The organism is Paenibacillus sp. FSL R7-0273 (assembly GCF_000758625.1).
Taxonomy (GTDB): Bacteria; Bacillota; Bacilli; order Paenibacillales; family Paenibacillaceae; genus Paenibacillus_AQ.
This window is the reverse complement of record NZ_CP009283.1, coordinates 2,420,138-2,436,533: the sequence shown is the minus strand read 5'-3', so window position 1 is coordinate 2,436,533 and position 16,396 is coordinate 2,420,138. Positions and strand designations below refer to the sequence as shown.

At 51.2% G+C, this 16,396-nt stretch carries 16 protein-coding genes and 1 tRNA gene; 7 read left to right on the top strand and 10 right to left on the bottom strand.

From position 1 onward, the window contains the following. Positions 1–349: 349 nt before the first annotated feature. A complete protein-coding gene (locus R70723_RS10360; protein ID WP_039871815.1) occupies positions 350–1,015 on the bottom strand; it encodes a hypothetical protein in 666 nt (221 codons plus the stop codon). Between the two features lie 229 nt (positions 1,016–1,244). Here R70723_RS10360 and R70723_RS10355 point away from each other — a divergent pair, with 229 nt between their 5' ends. Next, positions 1,245–1,619 carry a VOC family protein gene (locus R70723_RS10355; protein ID WP_039871814.1) on the top strand — a complete coding sequence of 125 codons (375 nt, stop codon included), beginning with the start codon at positions 1,245–1,247 and terminating at the stop codon, positions 1,617–1,619. 63 nt (positions 1,620–1,682) lie between these two features. Here the strand turns inward: R70723_RS10355 and R70723_RS10350 are convergent, their stop codons facing one another. Both R70723_RS10350 and R70723_RS32865 read right to left on the bottom strand, forming a co-directional pair. Then, entirely contained in the window at positions 1,683–2,234 is a 552-nt protein-coding gene (locus R70723_RS10350; RefSeq protein WP_039871812.1) for a hypothetical protein, read from the bottom strand. Between the two features lie 94 nt (positions 2,235–2,328). Further along, on the bottom strand, positions 2,329–3,249 hold the full coding sequence (locus R70723_RS32865; protein ID WP_081957339.1) for a CPBP family intramembrane glutamic endopeptidase: 921 nt from the start codon (positions 3,247–3,249) through the stop codon (positions 2,329–2,331). Positions 3,250–3,365: 116 nt separating this feature from the next. On the opposite strand from R70723_RS32865, the gene R70723_RS10340 reads away from it, so the two are divergent. Further along, positions 3,366–3,899, top strand: a complete 534-nt coding sequence (locus R70723_RS10340) for a CDP-alcohol phosphatidyltransferase family protein (protein WP_039871810.1) — start codon at positions 3,366–3,368, stop codon at positions 3,897–3,899. A 46-nt stretch (positions 3,900–3,945) separates the two neighbouring features. Here R70723_RS10340 and R70723_RS10335 read toward each other — a convergent pair whose 3' ends face one another. The 3 genes from R70723_RS10335 to R70723_RS10325 all read right to left on the bottom strand — a co-directional run bounded on the left by R70723_RS10335 (position 3,946) and on the right by R70723_RS10325 (position 7,578). Beyond that, entirely contained in the window at positions 3,946–5,253 is a 1,308-nt protein-coding gene (locus tag R70723_RS10335) for a hypothetical protein (RefSeq protein ID WP_039871809.1), read from the bottom strand. Between the two features lie 18 nt (positions 5,254–5,271). Next, positions 5,272–6,324 (bottom strand): LLM class flavin-dependent oxidoreductase, encoded by a 1,053-nt coding sequence (locus R70723_RS10330; RefSeq protein WP_039871808.1) that lies wholly within the window; start codon positions 6,322–6,324, stop codon positions 5,272–5,274. Between the two features lie 171 nt (positions 6,325–6,495). Next, on the bottom strand, positions 6,496–7,578 hold the full coding sequence (locus tag R70723_RS10325) for an ABC transporter substrate-binding protein (protein ID WP_231574861.1): 1,083 nt from the start codon (positions 7,576–7,578) through the stop codon (positions 6,496–6,498). A gap of 186 nt (positions 7,579–7,764) precedes the next feature. Here R70723_RS10325 and R70723_RS10320 point away from each other — a divergent pair, with 186 nt between their 5' ends. Then, the gene (locus tag R70723_RS10320) at positions 7,765–8,880 is read left to right on the top strand and encodes a FecCD family ABC transporter permease (protein WP_372238258.1); all 1,116 of its coding nucleotides are present in this window, start codon (positions 7,765–7,767) and stop codon (positions 8,878–8,880) included. Beyond that, complete coding sequence (locus R70723_RS10315) at positions 8,880–9,647, top strand: ABC transporter ATP-binding protein (RefSeq protein ID WP_039871807.1); 768 nt, start codon at positions 8,880–8,882, stop codon at positions 9,645–9,647. The genes R70723_RS10320 and R70723_RS10315 overlap by 1 nt, the downstream gene beginning before the upstream one ends. 104 nt (positions 9,648–9,751) lie before the next feature. Here the strand turns inward: R70723_RS10315 and R70723_RS10310 are convergent. Continuing rightward, positions 9,752–9,824 (bottom strand) — tRNA-Lys (locus R70723_RS10310). 119 nt (positions 9,825–9,943) lie between these two features. Between R70723_RS10310 and R70723_RS10305 the strand changes: the two genes are divergently transcribed. Then, positions 9,944–10,147, top strand: coding sequence for a hypothetical protein (locus R70723_RS10305; protein WP_052421258.1), 204 nt, complete (start codon positions 9,944–9,946; stop codon positions 10,145–10,147). Between the two features lie 45 nt (positions 10,148–10,192). After that, positions 10,193–10,558 (top strand): VOC family protein, encoded by a 366-nt coding sequence (locus R70723_RS10300; RefSeq protein WP_039871805.1) that lies wholly within the window; start codon positions 10,193–10,195, stop codon positions 10,556–10,558. Between the two features lie 119 nt (positions 10,559–10,677). Here R70723_RS10300 and R70723_RS10295 read toward each other — a convergent pair whose 3' ends face one another. The 3 genes from R70723_RS10295 to R70723_RS31510 form a co-directional block, all read right to left on the bottom strand. Beyond that, on the bottom strand, positions 10,678–12,870 hold the full coding sequence (locus R70723_RS10295) for a rhamnogalacturonan lyase (protein WP_047171092.1): 2,193 nt from the start codon (positions 12,868–12,870) through the stop codon (positions 10,678–10,680). 225 nt (positions 12,871–13,095) lie between these two features. After that, on the bottom strand, positions 13,096–14,415 hold the full coding sequence (locus tag R70723_RS10290) for an APC family permease (protein WP_039871804.1): 1,320 nt from the start codon (positions 14,413–14,415) through the stop codon (positions 13,096–13,098). 118 nt (positions 14,416–14,533) lie between these two features. Beyond that, entirely contained in the window at positions 14,534–15,013 is a 480-nt protein-coding gene (locus R70723_RS31510) for an IS1096 element passenger TnpR family protein (protein WP_052421257.1), read from the bottom strand. A gap of 255 nt (positions 15,014–15,268) precedes the next feature. Between R70723_RS31510 and R70723_RS10280 the strand changes: the two genes are divergently transcribed. After that, positions 15,269–15,919: a DeoR/GlpR family DNA-binding transcription regulator gene (locus R70723_RS10280; RefSeq protein ID WP_039871803.1), complete on the top strand. Its 651-nt coding sequence runs from the start codon at positions 15,269–15,271 to the stop codon at positions 15,917–15,919. The last annotated feature ends 477 nt before the right edge of the window (positions 15,920–16,396 follow it).

Below are 16,396 nucleotides of genomic sequence, written 5' to 3'. Positions count from 1 at the left end.
TTTGTGTTTGTCTGTCGGGCAGAATTCCCGACACTAAAGAATTAGTTTTTTGTGCAGTCAGCCGCAGCCGGCGGAGCATGGATTAAAGCCGACTCCCAAACGGAGTCCTCTGCCGGGATCTAACGGACTGAGCGGCCCTTATTTCTGCGAAAATACCGGTTTTCTCCGGTTAACGGACACCAGTGCCGTTATTTACGGATATTTACCGCAAATATGCCCTACACAGAGACAATAAGAGCGCTACGGTCCGTTAGACCAGATAAACGGGCCCGGTCCGGCAAATAATGCCCCTTCGGTCCGTTAGCATCCGAAAGCAGGCATTCATCCTACAGCAGGTAAGCAGCCCGTCCTATTCCAGCCCATGCTGCTTACGGATGTTGTACATTCCGCCAAGCAGCAGCTCGGAAGGATCACGGTTCAGCTGGAAATGTGTAAAGAGCAGCTGGAGCGGGATCGCGCAGACATTGTTGCCGTCAGTAATAGCAGGGAAGCCTGCTTCGAATACTGGTCCATGCTCTTCATTCCAAGCCAGTCCGGCATGCACCTTCTCGGGTGCAAATTCCTCTTCGACGGTTTTGATGCACAAAGGAATTACCTTGTTGTCAATGATCGCCTTGGCTTCCTCTTCACTCTCAGGCTGCTTCGGAAGCGGCTGTCCGCCTTTGGTCTTCATCAGTTCATGGAAGAACGAGGATACCCAGACTTCAGGATTCTTGTCCGCCTGGAACCGGTTCACCAGCTCGCGCAAGAAGAAGCCGGTCGAATACACATCGCCTGCTTCATCTTTCACATGGTACACAAACACCGGTCCAAAAGCCGCAAGGTTAATAATCTGGCTCTGTACCTCTTTAAAATACATTCTCAAAGCTACCATACCATTATGATGAACCGCTTTGATCAGCTCATTCCATTTCTCTTCAGTCATGCCTGTCGGTTTACTGCTTGTCTCTTCATTGACTGTCTCGTTTACAGTCTCTTGTACTTCCTCATTTACTGTCTCGTTCTCATTATTCATTCGTATTCTCACCCCGCTATCTATCATACCATCAACCGGCCCCGGGTAAAATATAATCCTCAGCCCGGGCATCGGCCAAAGCGCCCGCACACGCACAAGAAACCCTGCAATGACGGGCTTCCATCCGGGTCTGCGTCGTATTTTTACAATACAGTGAAAACTATTTCCTGTAAAATATTTATATAATCAGCTGCTCATACCCTAACTATACCTGTAAAGGAGCTTTCCGGTGCTTATTCCGCAATTGTATTTAAACGGCCGCACAAACGAGGCGATCAAACTGTACGCACAGGCTTTTAACAGTACTGCAGATTCGGTAATGTATGATCCGGACCAGGAGCCTGAAACCTTTGTCATTCACGCAGAAATGCACATTCTGGGCCAGCGGGTCATGCTGAGCGATTATTGCGGTACAGCCGGTTATCCGGCAGAATCAGTCCAGGAGCTTGTTGCCATCTTCGAGCATGAGGCTGCCCTGAAACAGGCTTACGAAAGCATCAGGAACGGAAGCACAACCCTTACTCCGCTCGGTCCGGTCTTTTACAGTCCGTGCATGGTACAGTTTGCTGATACTTTTGGGGTCCGCTGGTGCTTCATGGTGTAATCCCGGCATGCAAAAACACCTTCACAGCTCCCGCTGTGAAGGTGTAGCACACTAAGCCGTTTCTTATTTGGCAGCTTTGGCTGCATCAAGAATCGCTTTCAGATAACCGTGAGTATCGACAAGCGTTGCTCCGCTTACAGCGTCAACTACCTGTTCTGCCGATTTGTAGGTCAGCGTCTGCTCCAGCGATTTGATGGTTCTGCCTGTTGCGAATTTCTCAATCGCTGCCAGGTTCTTATCATAGGCTACAGTGGAGCCTGCAGCTTCAGTCATATGCTCACTGTAGTATTTGGTGTTGGTTTTTTTGGAGGCCAGAACGACCTTTGGATCTTTATAGTTCTGTCCAAAGTCCTTATCGGAGTTCGGTACTCCCTTAGCCACATCTGTGCTCAGGAACTGGTAATCATCCAGCGATGCCGCTACGATCACACCATTCTGAACGACTGCAACGGCTACTGTAAAGCATTTGGTTCCATGGGCTGCTGCCTCAACACGGCCCACCTTTAAAGGCGCGCTTGCTGCAGAAGATACGTTGTTAAGTGCACCGCTGTTGCCTACGCCTACAAGTGCCAGTGAGATTCCAGCCACCAGCAATAGTTTTGTAACTTTTTTCACAAACATTCCCCCAGTCATGTTATAAAAAACGCTTACACCCTATTTTTATCAAATTCTAGCGCTAAACTCTGTTACAAATGTTACTAGAAATATGTTAATTCGTGGAAGTCAAGCGTGCCTGCTGCCGGCACCACAATATAGCGACAATAGTAATGCCCGACAATAGTACAAAGGTTGTAACCGCACCGCCCTCCGGACCAAACGCTCCGCCTGTAAAAATCGCCGGTCCCGTCTGGCTCATTTCAAAAAGTGTCTGCCCGTTATCCGAAAAACCGCTGACCGGAAAACCGTAAATATTCCCCAGTGTAACATTCCACGCAAAATGCATGCCGCAGACTCCCCACAGCTGCTTCGTAAGAATTGCATAACCCGCAAAAAATAAACCGGACAGAACCAGATTAGTAAACGACAATACTGTAACCCCGCTGCTAAACAGGTGAAAGAACCCGAATATTAGGGAAGACAGCAGGATTGCAAAAGCGGGTGTGCTCTCCCTTGCCAGCATTGGAATAAGCGAGCCTCTTACGGCTATTTCCTCCGCTGCGCTCTGAACCATCCATCCAAAAGCAATGACAGCTGCCAGCGGTGTTAGGGATGCCCAATGATGAGCCTCCACCTGCACCATCCCCAAACTAAGTAATATGGCAGTGACCGCCGAAATCGCACAGAATCCGATAAGACAACCTGTCCAGTAGGCTTTAAACGGTTTTTCCGTGTGGAATCCCGCTGCCCTGAGCGGACGTTTCTCGACTATGATGATCCATAAACAAAATAAAACCACTTGTACACCGCATACGATAAACTTCCTGTACACCTGAATCGCGCTTTCATCCAGCCCCAAAGAATGAACAAGGCCATAAGAAACTCCTGAATAAATCCAACGCCCTGCAGTCAGACTCCCCATCCATAATGTGAAATAGAGCGGCACCAGCAAATAAAGCTTAAGTTTTAGTGTGCTTGCCCGTGCTCCGGCAAATATCGGATTGCCCTTTAACGTTGTGTTGAGATCAGACACGAAATCACCAGCTTTTACATAGGATTGTAAATTTCACCCTATCACAGGATTGAAAAGCTCCGATATAATAAAAGTCCCTCACACTTTACTCCATCATGAAATTTGGAGGCGTTCCTATGAGATATATCCCTGATCTTCTTACTGTCATGCGGATGCTTGGCTCACTCAGCCTGCTGTTTGTAGAGCCGGTATCCGGCATGTTTTTGACAATCTACGCTTTATGCGGGGTGAGTGATGCGCTGGACGGTTATATTGCACGTAAAACAAACAGCGCCAGCGAAGCTGGCGCAAGTCTGGACAGTATGGCGGACTTTCTTTTTATAGGCGTATTACTGCTGATTTTCATTCCGATTCTGCAGCTGCCCGTTTGGATCCTAAGCTGGGTAGCCGGCATTGCCCTTATCCGGGGCGCCTCTCTGCTGGTCGGATGGTTCAGGTACAGCGCGCTGGCGTTCATCCATACCTATGCTAATAAGGCGGCCGGACTGCTGCTGTTCTGCTTCCCGTTTTTGTACTACCTGCTTGGACTTACGGCAACTGCAAGCCTGCTGTGCATCGCGGCCAGCCTGTCAGCCCTTGAGGAGCTGGCGATCAATATCCGGTCACAGGAGCTGAAGAGGGATGCCCGTTATTTTCAATGGAAAAGATAAAGTGCCGGTAAAATAGCGCTGCCGTTCCTTAAAGTTGGCATCACAATCAGGATTGCTGAAACAGCGTCGCGGACATCCTGCCCTCCGGACATAAGAACATATAATAAATGCCTTCTCCGTATTTCTCTACGGCTTCCCAGTCCAGCTGTCCTATAAAATGCATGCTCTGTGAGCAGCAGGGACACACGGGATATTCCCCATCCTGAATCCAGGTCGGATAACCGCCAATCTGCGAGGCCCGGGGCTCCATCGTCCACTGAACGGCATGGTAGGTGTTCCTCGGTTTCTCTGCTATCCTGAATTGTTTACCGGCAGACAGGTATTCCCGGCTCTCATTCTCCGGATCCGTCTCCGGCAAATAATCAGGCTTCCGGTTAAAAGCGCTCCACCGTGCTCCCTGCAAGGAATCCAGCTCTATATACACCGGTCCGTAGCAGCTGCAGATTATGCAGGTCTGTACCTGCAGCTTTTGCCCGTTCACAGGCAGACGTTCAACGGATGGATGACCTGCATGAATATCCAGAAGGACAGTGAGCGGGCTCCCGCACCATTCACAATTTTGCCAACTCTCAGTGAGAAAGCTTGCGGCCGGTTCCTCCAGGTATGCTTCAGCAGCAGACGGATTTATTGTTTCAACAGCATAATTGTCCGGATAAAATAAATCCCGCCGCTTCCCGTCCGCAGTCAGCTCCCAGCCGGCTTCATGTGCATACCGTTCAGGGGCTACATACAGCTCCTCTGCCCATTCCGGCGTATGCTCCCGCCATTCCCTGAAGCGCTGAACGACAACATCATCTCCAATCCAGCTTAAAGCGAGCAGAAGTAAATTACGGTTCTCCCCGTCTGCTTCCACCTGCTCCAGCAGCAGATCACGGATTTCTGCAGGTGCATCTTTATACAAGAATCCCGGATCATATACTTCTCTGTCCATCAGCCCGGCAAGGGTTCCCGTTCCGCTCAGCAGCCTGTTGTTGTAACAGACCAGCGCCATCAGAATGTCAGTGCATCCATCCTCATCCCCTGCCCTCAGCAATTCGAGCGCATAAGTCTCCAGCCTGCCGGCATCGTCCCCGGAAAGAGAGCGGTACAACTCCTCCTTGCCGGCTTTGTGCGGAGTGTACACAATTAACGGATCATGCGGTCTGGAAGCATGCATAATCTTCAGCACCTCAACGGGGTCTGTTACTCCTGCATATAAATCCACTGTTTTGCGGTTCTGTAGAACGTATGCCTGCCATTCCTGCCGTTCCTTGGCCTGCACACAGGGCATACAGTAGCCTCCGGTTTTCTGAAAGGTAGCCGGAAGAATGGCCGCGGTGCAGCCTTCACTTTTACACGGGATGCGTTCAGTCATGGCAAAGCCTCCTTTAGCCTACAAATTCTTCTCCCAGCGCGCTATCTCCTCCCGCACCAGCGGAGCCACTTCAGTTCCAAGCAGCCGGATCGACTCCATCACCTCGCTGTGGGCCATCGTCCCGTGCGGGACATGCAGCAGGAATCTGGTGATTCCGACTTCCTTGCGCAACCGGATGATTTTGTCCGCAACTGTCCGCGGATCACCGACGAACAATGCCCCCTCCGGACTGACTGCCGCATCATAATCTGCACGGGTATACGGAGGCAGGCTTTTTTCAACCGCCCGGACATTGGTTCTGGCAAAGGTTGACGGGAAAAACTGCCCGATAGCCTTTGGCGTACTTTCCGCCACAAAGCCATGCGCATGCGCTGCAACCGGCAGTCTGTCGTAATCATGTCCTGCCGCCGCTGCTGCCTCCTTATACAGCTTCACCTGTGAGGCAAAATCCAGCGGGCGTACAGGGCCAATCATCGCCAGCGCAAACGGCAGGCCGAGTGCTCCCGTGCGCACCGCAGATTCCGGGCTTCCCGCACTGGCAATCCAGACCGGCAGAGGGTCCTGTACAGGACGGGGATAAACCGGTAAATTATGTATGGCAGGTCTGTGCTTACCTTCCCAGGTTACATATTCAGACTGCTGAAGCTTCATCAGGAGATCGAGCTTTTCTTCAAACAGGCTTTCGTAATCCTTCAGATCACAGCCGAACAGCGGAAACGATTCTATAAATGAGCCCCGGCCGACCATAATTTCAGCCCTGCCGTTACTTAATCCGTCCAATGTGGCAAAATCCTGATAGACCCTCACCGGGTCTGCCGATGACAGAATCATCACCGCACTGGTCAGGCGGATTCTGCTCGTCAGGCTGGCCGCTGCTGCCATCACCACTGCGGGAGAGGATGCGGCAAAATCCGGCCGGTGATGCTCCCCGACCCCATACACATCCAGACCAACCTGGTCGGCCAGAACGATCTCCTCTACTACTTCACGCAGCCGTTCTGCGTGGCTCATTGTCTTCCCGGTAACCACATCCGGCGTGGTCTCCACAAATGTACTGATTCCAAGTTCCACGGTTCTGTTCCCCCAAGCTGTTGTTATATGACTATCATTTTTACTATTTCATCATTTTATCTTTAAATTGCTGAATATTCAAAATTAATATTTACTAGGCTCCCGGCCGCAGCAAAAAGCAGGTCATGCAGCTATTGCGCTGCTTAACCTGCTTTTCATAGTGTTAACGTTTTACTGGTTAGCCAAAATATCGGACAGCAGCTTCTCGGCTCCGTCAAAGATAGAGTAGCTGTAGCCCCAGAACTGGTTGAAATCAATCAGGTAGATTGCTTTGTCTTTGATGGCATTCAGGCTTTGCAGCGACGGATCAGCATAGAAGGCCTTCAATGTCTCCTGCGGATCAACACCGCCGGTGTATACAGAGAGGAGCATTACATCGGGATTGGAAGCCAGCAGCTGTTCTTTACTGACATCACCGGTAACGTCACCGAAGCTGTTGGTGATACCCAGCAAACTCAATACATCGCCAGCGAAAGTATCGATGTTTCCGCTGTATACTGTAATTGCTCCGTTTCCGCCGTCGGATACATAAGCAAAGGTCTTCGCGTTGCTGGAAGCAGATTTATCTGTAATGGCCTGGGCACGCTGTTTCAGCTCTTCGATATAAGCAGCTGCATTCTCCTGCACATCAAAGATTTGCCCGATCTGTTCAATGTCCTTGTACAGGCTGTCCAGAGTTGCACCCTTTACACTTGTGTTCTGCAGATAGGTTTTAATACCCAGCCCGTTTAAGCCCTCAACGGTTCCCACACCCCAATCCGCATCTGCGAACAGGTCAGCACGTCCCAGTACCAGGTCAGGACTTGCTCCGACAACCAGCTCTTTGCTGGCATAATTTTCGGAGATGACAGGGATTTTCTTGAACTCCTCCTGAACGGAAGGATCACCCGCACCATATAACGCAGCAACTCCTACCATTTTGTCGGTCAGGCCCAGCTTGATTAAGAGCTCAGCGGCACCCTGGGTATTGGCTACGACCTTCTCAGGTGCTTTGTCAAAAGTCACGGACTTGGCAGTCCATGCGGTACCTTCACCGTTATTCGTGTAATTCTCAATAGTCAGCGGATATACTGTGCTTGTACTTGGAGCAGCAGACGGAGCCTCAGTAGCCTCGGCAGCCGTATTGGCCGCAGGTGCTGCTGTTGCAGCCGATGCATTCTCATTCTTAGTATTGGAAGAGCACGCTGAAAGAATCCCTACCAGCAGCAAAACCGCCAGCAGCGGCATAAATCTCTTAAACCCTTTTCTCATCATTCCTATCCCCTTTTCTATATATCTGGTAAACAGCCTTGCCAGAGTTGGCACAACCTTCCGTTCTGCAAGGAATACAATCGTAGAATATAGAAAGCTGGCGCATATGTCAATGATAATAATTCTCATTGACAACAATTCTCAATATGCGCTATATTTTAAATTAAACTTTATAATTAAGGAGTCTATATGAATGTCATGCAAACCGAGATAGCCGCGCAGCCGGCAGCCAAGCAATCTATCATTAATAGCCGTTATGGCTTTACTGCTGTTATTATTGTTCTGCTGGTCATTACAGTTCTGTCGGCGGGGGCCGCCGTCTCCTTTGGACAGGTTGAAATCCCCGTCTCCCAATCGTACCGGATTCTGCTCCATCAGATTACCGGCATTCAGATAGGAGATGTGCAGGACCTGACTTCCGGATCTTTTGTAGATATCATCTGGAAAATCCGTTTTCCGCGCGTGCTAATGGCCCTGTTTATCGGTGCAGGCCTTACACTGTGCGGTACCATTATGCAGGCCGCTGTACAGAATCCGCTCGCTGATCCATACATACTAGGTATTTCCTCAGGCGGTTCACTCGGTGCAACCTTCGCCATTCTGGTCGGCTTTGGGACGATGGGCTTTCTGGGGCAGACGGGTGTAGCCTTCTGGGCTTTTGCCGGCGCCGTCGGTGCTTCCCTTCTTGTGCTGCTCCTGGCCAATGCCGGAGGCAAAATGACATCAGTCAAGCTCGTGCTGGCCGGTATGGTCATAAACGCGCTATGCACCGCTTTTGCCAATTTCATCGTCTATTTCGCTAACAATGCCGAAGGCATTAAGACCGTAACTTTCTGGACTATGGGAAGTCTGGCCGCCTCAAGCTGGGATAAGCTGCCGCTGATTGCCGTATCCATCACAGTGGCTGCTGCATTTTTCCTGATGCAGTTCCGTGCCCTGAATGCCATGATGCTTGGTGATGAAGCGGCTGTTACACTGGGAATATCGCTGGGTGCTTACCGCAGAGCCTATATGATTCTCACTGCCCTGATTACCGGTATTATGGTCGCAAGCTGCGGAATGATCGGCTTCGTCGGCCTGATTATCCCCCATCTGATTCGCGGACTTGTCGGCTCTGACCACCGCAGGCTGCTACCGGCTTCTATCCTGTTCGGTGCCATCTTCATGATCTGGACTGATGTAATTGCCCGGACCATTGTTCCGAGTGTGGAGCTTCCGATCGGGATTATCACTGCCCTGATTGGTGCGCCGATGTTCATGTATATGCTGGTCAAAAAAGGCTACGCGTTTGGAGGCAAATCATAATGGACTTAAACGTTGAACGTCTGGCGGTTTCCTTTTCCAATGTAAATATTGTTAAGGATGTATCACTAAAGGTCCGCAATAAGCAATTCGTGGGTCTGATCGGGCCGAACGGCTGCGGTAAATCCACGCTCCTGAAAAGCATCTATAAAGTCATCAAGCCTAAGCAGGGGGACGTCTTTCTCTCTGATCTGGATGTAATCAAAGCAAGCCCCAAGGTGGTCGCGCAAAAGCTGGGCGTCGTCGGGCAGTTTAATGAGCTGAGCTTCGACTTCACTGTCCGCGAAATGGCCGCAATGGGCCGGACTCCGCATAAAGGAATGCTGGAGACAGACAACAGACAGGACCATGAAATCGTGACTGCTGCCCTGCGTAAGGTTAATCTGGAAGGTCATGCAGAGCGCAGCTACAATTCTCTGTCAGGCGGGGAGAAGCAGCGGGTGATCCTGGCACGTGTGCTGGCCCAGCAGCCGGAATTTATGATTCTTGACGAGCCGACCAACCATTTGGACATTAAATACCAGCTGCAGATCCTGAATATTGTCAAAAAGCTGGACATCGGCATTCTCGCCGCACTCCACGACCTTACCCTTGCTGCCGAATACTGTGATTATCTGTATGTAATGAAGCAGGGGCAGGTTGCCGCCAGCGGCAAGCCTGAGGATATCCTGACCAAGGAGCTGATCGGCCAGGTCTTTGACGTAGCCTGCGAAACCTACCGTAATCCGGTTACCGGGGCGCTGGGTATTGCGTATCTGGAGACCAGATAACCTGTATATAAAAAAGAGCGCCCCCCCTTTGTTTACACGGGGGCGCTCTTTCAGCTGTATAAATGAACAGAAAAAGAACGGCATCGCTGCCGTTCTTCATGTAATGGACTCTCAGGGGCTCGAACCCTGGACAAATAGATTAAGAGTCTACTGCTCTACCAACTGAGCTAAGAGTCCATATTATGTCGGCCGTTATGACCGTTGTTCTCAAAAGGAACTCTTATAATATACCTCGCCGCTGACTAATTGTCAAACATTTTTTTATTTTATTTAGTCATAGTAAACTTGAGATGTTAATGAACTACATAGAGGAGGAAGCCGGGACTGATAACCTGCTGACGGATTATACCTTGGCTGCAAATATCATTTATGCGGCTTTTGCCTGGTCGGTGGCCGGAGACGCATATATTAAAATGCGGGAGCTGGCGCTCAGGCACAAGGTTGGATTCTTTAATGTTAGTGCAGACGCTGATGCTGCTCCTGAGATTATCTTTCCCTAGCGTGCAATAGCTACAGCGATTTTTATTAAAGAAGGAGACTGCATTATGAACTTAAAAATGAATTGGATTACGCTCAGAGTACGCGACCTGGAGGCATCTCTACATTTCTACCACGGGATTCTGGGTCTTCCCATTGAACGGCAATTTGAGAGCAGAGGCAGGCAGATCGTTATGCTGGGTCCGGAGGGTCAGCCCAAAATCGAGCTTATCCAAGGAAGTGATCCGGCATTGCTGCCGGAATGCGGGGTGTCTGTCGGATTCGAAACGGAGTCCCTGGACGGAACTATCGAGGAATTGAAAAGCCATGGTATCCCGGTAGCGCGCGGACCCGTCTCACCCAATCCGCATCTGCGGTTCTTTTATGTGCTGGACCCGGACGGCTTTGAGGTTCAGATTGCGGAGCACAGCTAGGCTGTTCCAGCCGGTAGTTAGCGGTATGATAGCCTGCGATTGGATGTTTAGCAATCTATACAAAATGACCGCCTTTATAAAAGGGCGGTCATTTTTGCTTTTACAGGGGAACAACGAACTTATAACAAATCCGGCACCGGCACCTTGGACCATTTCATATCCGTACCCAGATAGAAGCTAGTGTAGCAGGGCTGATTATAAACTACATTCTGCCAGGCCACCCCTGTGCGGTACTGCGGATCATGCATCAGAGTATACAGCTTCCGGTCCGTCACCTCTGTGTTCATGTAGATGCGGATAGCCGAGCTGTCTGCCACACGTACAACAAGCTCCTCGCGCCAGTCCCCGAACAGATCCGCCACCAGGCAAGGATTGCCCTTGGTGCCGTTGTTAGAGCGTGTACCCTCTGCCGTCAGCAGCGTGCCCCGCTTCCAGTCCTCAATAGAAACCGGTTCTTCAAAGGTTCCGCTGATGAACTGGGTCGTCATATCGCCTGCCCATTTAATGTTCATGTTAGTGCCTGGCGCTTCCTCATCCAGCTGCTCACCCTTGGATGAGCGCAGCCCCCGGGACGGCTCATGAGCCAGATGGCTTTCACTGCACCACGTCTGCAGCCCGGGCACCGCCGGGTCTACCTTGCCGATCATGCCGCGTCCGACATCCTCCTTGGCAAAGCCGCCAAAGAGCACTTCTCCGGTAGCCGCATCCCGCAGTGTATATCCATAAGGGCCGTGTATGCCCTCCTCATGAACCATATAAATCTGCAATCCGTCCCGGTCAGGATCGACCACCGCGACATGCAGGGCATCCCCGTGACCAAGCTTGGCGTATTCACCCGGAGCCGCGCTTCCCTCCGGCAGAATCCCGCCTGAGCTGTACAAAAGACTGCCGTCATGGTCAATCGTAGCCGACCCGTAGATGATCTCCTGGCAGCCGTCCCCGTCTACGTCGGCCGTAGACAGCGCATGGGCCCCCTGCTTGGCTAACCCGCCGAAGCCTGGGTTCCGGCCGTCCTGCAGGTGCAGCGTGTCAGCAAACGGATTGTTCATGGTAACCCAGCCGCTGTCGATATACCAGGTCTCCCTCAATTCCTGTCCGTCCCAGCTGTAGGCGGCCATTGTAGCTCTTGTATAATACCCGCGGGCAAACAAAGCATATGGCTTCTTTCCGTCCAGATAAGCGACTCCGGCCAGGAATCGGTCTACCCGGTTGCCCGGCTCGATACGGTTCCAGGAATAGTCGCCCCACATCAGCCCGTCATCATGACGTTCCGGCTTGTAGCGGACTGTCTTAAGCTCCTCTCCCGTTTCGCCGCGGAAGACTGTGAGGTACTCCGGCCCTTTTAGAATAAAGCCTTCGAATTCACGCAGCTTGTTCCGTTCGCTTCTGGAAGGCGCATACACATCGAGGAAATAATCTGCCAGACGCAGCGCATCCTCCCGTGACAGCGGATACGTATATGCAGGAGCAATACCAAAACACTCCTCCAGTGTAGCCGGCCAGTGTCCGGCTGTTACCTCTTCATGCTCATGCCAGCGTTCGAACATATCAGCCACATGCACTGCGTAGCCCTCACCATTGATCCGGTAATCATCCTGATGACTGTATCGGGCAGCTTCATCCTCCGGCAGCAGCGTAATGAATGCTTCAGACGCAGGAGCGCCGTCTAAGTACCGGATAATCCGGGTGCCCGGCGCTGTTTTGAACATCAGCTCCGCCTTACCGTCTCCGTCAAAGTCATAGACCAGGAACTGGGTATAGTGCGCCCCTGCCCGGATATTAACACCTAAATCGATCCGGTACAGCAGAGTGCCGTTTTGCTTGTAACAATCCACATACACATTGCCTGTATATCCTACATGGGAAACATCCTTCGCATTCGACGGGTCCCATTTGACGATATATTCGTATTCTCCGTCTCCGTCCACATCACCTACACTCATGTCATTTGCACTGTAGGTGTAGGATTGACCGGCAGGTGTAACCCCGTCTGCGGGCTTCTGCAGCGGGATTTCCAGGTAGGGTGTCTCCCAAGGCCGGATTGACCGGCACTGCTCTTTCTCTTCTCCGTTTATAACTGCGGCTACCGCATACTCCGCTTCCCGGCTGCCGGACCTGTCCAGATAATTCGTGCTGTCACTAATCTCAGCAATCCGTTCACCGTTACGGTATATCCGAAAATCTGCAGCAATCAGGCCGCTGTCTGTAGCAGCGCTCACTTCCTGTCCCAGCAGCCGCCAGCTGATAAATATCCCCTCCGAAGTGCAGACTGCCGCCAGCCCCCGGTCCAAATGCTCCAATTGAATGCTCATGTACGTTTCTCCTCCATACCTGCCTGTTTATAATGAGAACTCTCCAAAGAATCAACACCTGTAGCATACTGATCTCCCGTTATTCCGGCAATAGGACAATTTTGCCCGCCCTGTTATGCGGTTTTGGACTATTTAACCCGGATTGGACATTCTTGCAGCCAAGGCTGGCTGTACGCAAAAAGACCACTCCTCCGAGTTAACAGAAGGTGGTCTTTTGGATGCAGATTAAGCTTTTTTACGCGATAAAATATAATACACCGGCAGTCCGGCCAGCGTAATCCCGATTCCGGTCAGCGAGCGCAGCGGGTCACTGACAATCGTGCTGCCGAGAATGTAGAGTCCGCCAGCAACCCCGATTATCGGAGTAACCGGATAAAGCGGCACACGGTAGCGCCCTTTTTCCGGAGGCATTTTTTTACGCAAAAGAAAGACTCCAAACACACCCATCGTAAAAAAGATCCACAATACAAACACCAGCAAATCCGTCAGCGTGTTGAAGGTCCCCGAGAATATGTAGATTACCGCCAGCACACTTTGAAAAAGCAGTGCATTCGCCGGAGTCTGGAACTTCGGATGAATGCTGCTCAGCACACGCGAGAACGGAATCTGGTTCTTCTCCCCCATCGCCTGCGGCACACGCGCTGCAGTCATCAGATAGCCGTTCAGCGCACCAAGCACTGATATAATGATGCCTGCCGTAATAAACGCTCCGCCCCCGTTGCCGAACAGCGCCTCAGCCGCATCAGCCCCTGGAGTCGGTGAACTAATAATCTGCTCATAAGGCAGCGCCTTGAACACCGCCAGATTAAACAGCACATACACCGCTATCACAAAAATAACCCCGGCCGAGATGACCCTCGGCAGCGTTTTGGCGGGATTTTTAATTTCACCAGCCATATTCGTAACACTGATCCAGCCGTCATAAGCCCATAGCGTACCCAGTACCGCTGCTCCAAAGCCTGCTCCCGCTGCCGGTGCACTGATGCCGTCAAAGCCGGGTGTCAGATTCGAGAATAGGCCAACGCCGATAATTCCCGCAACCGGAATCAGCTTGCCCACCGTCGCAACCGTCTGGATGATGCCGCCAAATCTGGTGGCAATGACATTCATAATGAGGATGAACGCCAGTATGGCTACAGCCAGCAGCTTCTGCTGCCAGCCGTTCAAAGGCACGAAGTACCCGGAATAGGTGGCAAAAGCAATCGCCAGCGCCGCTACAGACGCCGGATAAGAGATCACCGCCTGCACCCAGCCCAGCAGATAGCCTGCCACACCGCCGTAGAGATCACCCAGATAGGTGTACAAGCCGCCGGATTTCGGAATCGCAGCCGCAATCTCCGCCACAGTGAGCGCCGACGCCAGAGTAATGATCCCGCCGACACCCCAAGCCAGGATGCTCATCCACGGAGTACCGGCATTGCTCAGCACAATCCCCGGCTTCAAAAAGATTCCTGAACCGATAATCATCCCGACCACAATGGCCAGGGCCTGAATGGAGGTTACTGTTTTGCCAAGTGAATTGGCTGTTTCCTTCTTTGTGCTCATAATGTAATTCCTGACCCTTCCTGTCTCTATACTCACGGTAAATTTCCGCCTGCTTATCTTACCATGCTGTGTGAGATTTAGAAGTGGGGAATTTCACTACGGCCTGACCAGAATTCTGCTACTCTTCCTCATCATCCCAATCATCCTCAACACCAAAGCTGTCATATTGCTCATACGTCTCCCCTTTGCTCTCGATAACATAAGGCAGCTGTTGACCCGGCCTCACCTCTGCAGCCCCCAGATATTGAACAATAAAATGCCAGCAGACACCGTAATCAAATAACAGCAGCAGCTTTTGTTTAGGGGTATGGAATACGGTGTGGATTGCCACTTTTTGAACACCGGGAAATCGGCTTTCCTGGCCAATATCCGCAAACAATTCGTAGCCTTCTTCAGCCCGTGTCCAGTCAGTGATATTGTCGTAGAAGCCAAAGGCATGATCCAGGTCAAAATCAAAGGCTTCGATGGCAGCCTCTGCGAGATCATATAAGGATGCTCCGGCAGCAACAGCAATGGTGCGGTACGGGCGTCCTCTGACCCCTCCGCTGGGATCGCTTAGGATTATTTTAAATTGTTGAGGTTGTTTGGTTGCAGCCATGTTGCCCCTCCTGCGATTTTTATTTTATGGAATTACTGACGAATATACTTGAAACTTATCATTTATTGCGGCTGTAATCAAAAGAATGTCATTGCTCGATTATTTGGTAACGATATAATTGATTTATAAGCCGTGAAGCACACGCCGCTTTTAATGCTCTATCTCCGTCCAAAGTTATGTTTGGAGGGAATAGGCATTGAGGCGGCTTTTTTGCGGAGAAAATTAGCACTTGAATGGGCCAAGGAGGAGTATGAGATGCCGCGATTTGAACAGCAGTATGAGGAATGGTTAGTACGCAATCTGGAGAATGAGAGCAACCACAGGAGAAAAGATTTACTCGGCAAAGGATTAGGATATGGAACAGTTGAATTCCTCCGCACCATCTGGTTCCCGGCTGTCGGGAATTTAGACCATTTGTTTCCGGAGTGGGAAGTGCGTGATTTTAGTAACGGCTACCGCTATCTGGATTTGGCTTATATGCCTGGAGGCGTGAAGGGCGGAATTGAGATTCAAGGGTATGGACCACATGCCAGGGATCTGGATGTCAGGAGGTTCAAGGATTTATGCCGCAGACATTGTCTGCTGGCTTTGGACGGCTGGACCTTTCTGCCGATCGCCTATCCTTCCATAGTAGAAGAACCAAAACAATGTCAGCAGCTGGTGCTTTCCTTTATTGGGAAATTCATCGCTACAGATGTCTCTTCTTCGTTAACTTGGCTGGAAGCCGAGACGATCCGGTTCGCCAGACGTCTACTCAGGACCTTCACCCCGCTGGAGCTTACCGAGCATCTAAAAGTGACTGATCGCCATGCCCGGCGGATTCTCCATAAGCTGGTCGAGCAACAGATGTTGGAGATTACAGGCGGCGGCGCTCAGCGCAACCGTTCATACCGTTTGAAATTATAGGTCCATATGGTGAGGGAGCGCTGGCACTGGAGCAGCAGCAGGGGCGCTCAGCTCTACCTTTCGTACCGTGCGAAGTTATAGCCGCTGAGTAAGGTTGTTAGAAATGAGGGAACCCCATGACGACAACTTCGTTGAATATGGGGTCCCGAAAGCGACTCCTTGCGGACTGAGATGCGCTTATTTTCGCCAATCTGGCCCATTTGCCCGGCTTACGGACTCAGATGCCGTTATTGGATGACTTTAGGGTGCAAATCCGCTACTTGAGGGCAAATAAGTGCAGTACGGTCCGTTAGCTCCGAGGAATGAGCCAAATAGAGCAGATAAGGGCTGCAGGGTCCGTAAGCGAGGGAGAGATGGTATGCGAGGGGGGCGATCGTACGCGAGGAAGTAACGCTACTTCAGGGAGCTCCAACATACTGGGAGAGCAGCTACATGCCCCAGTGTGCATCACATTCCAGAAACAACAAAAAAAACGGC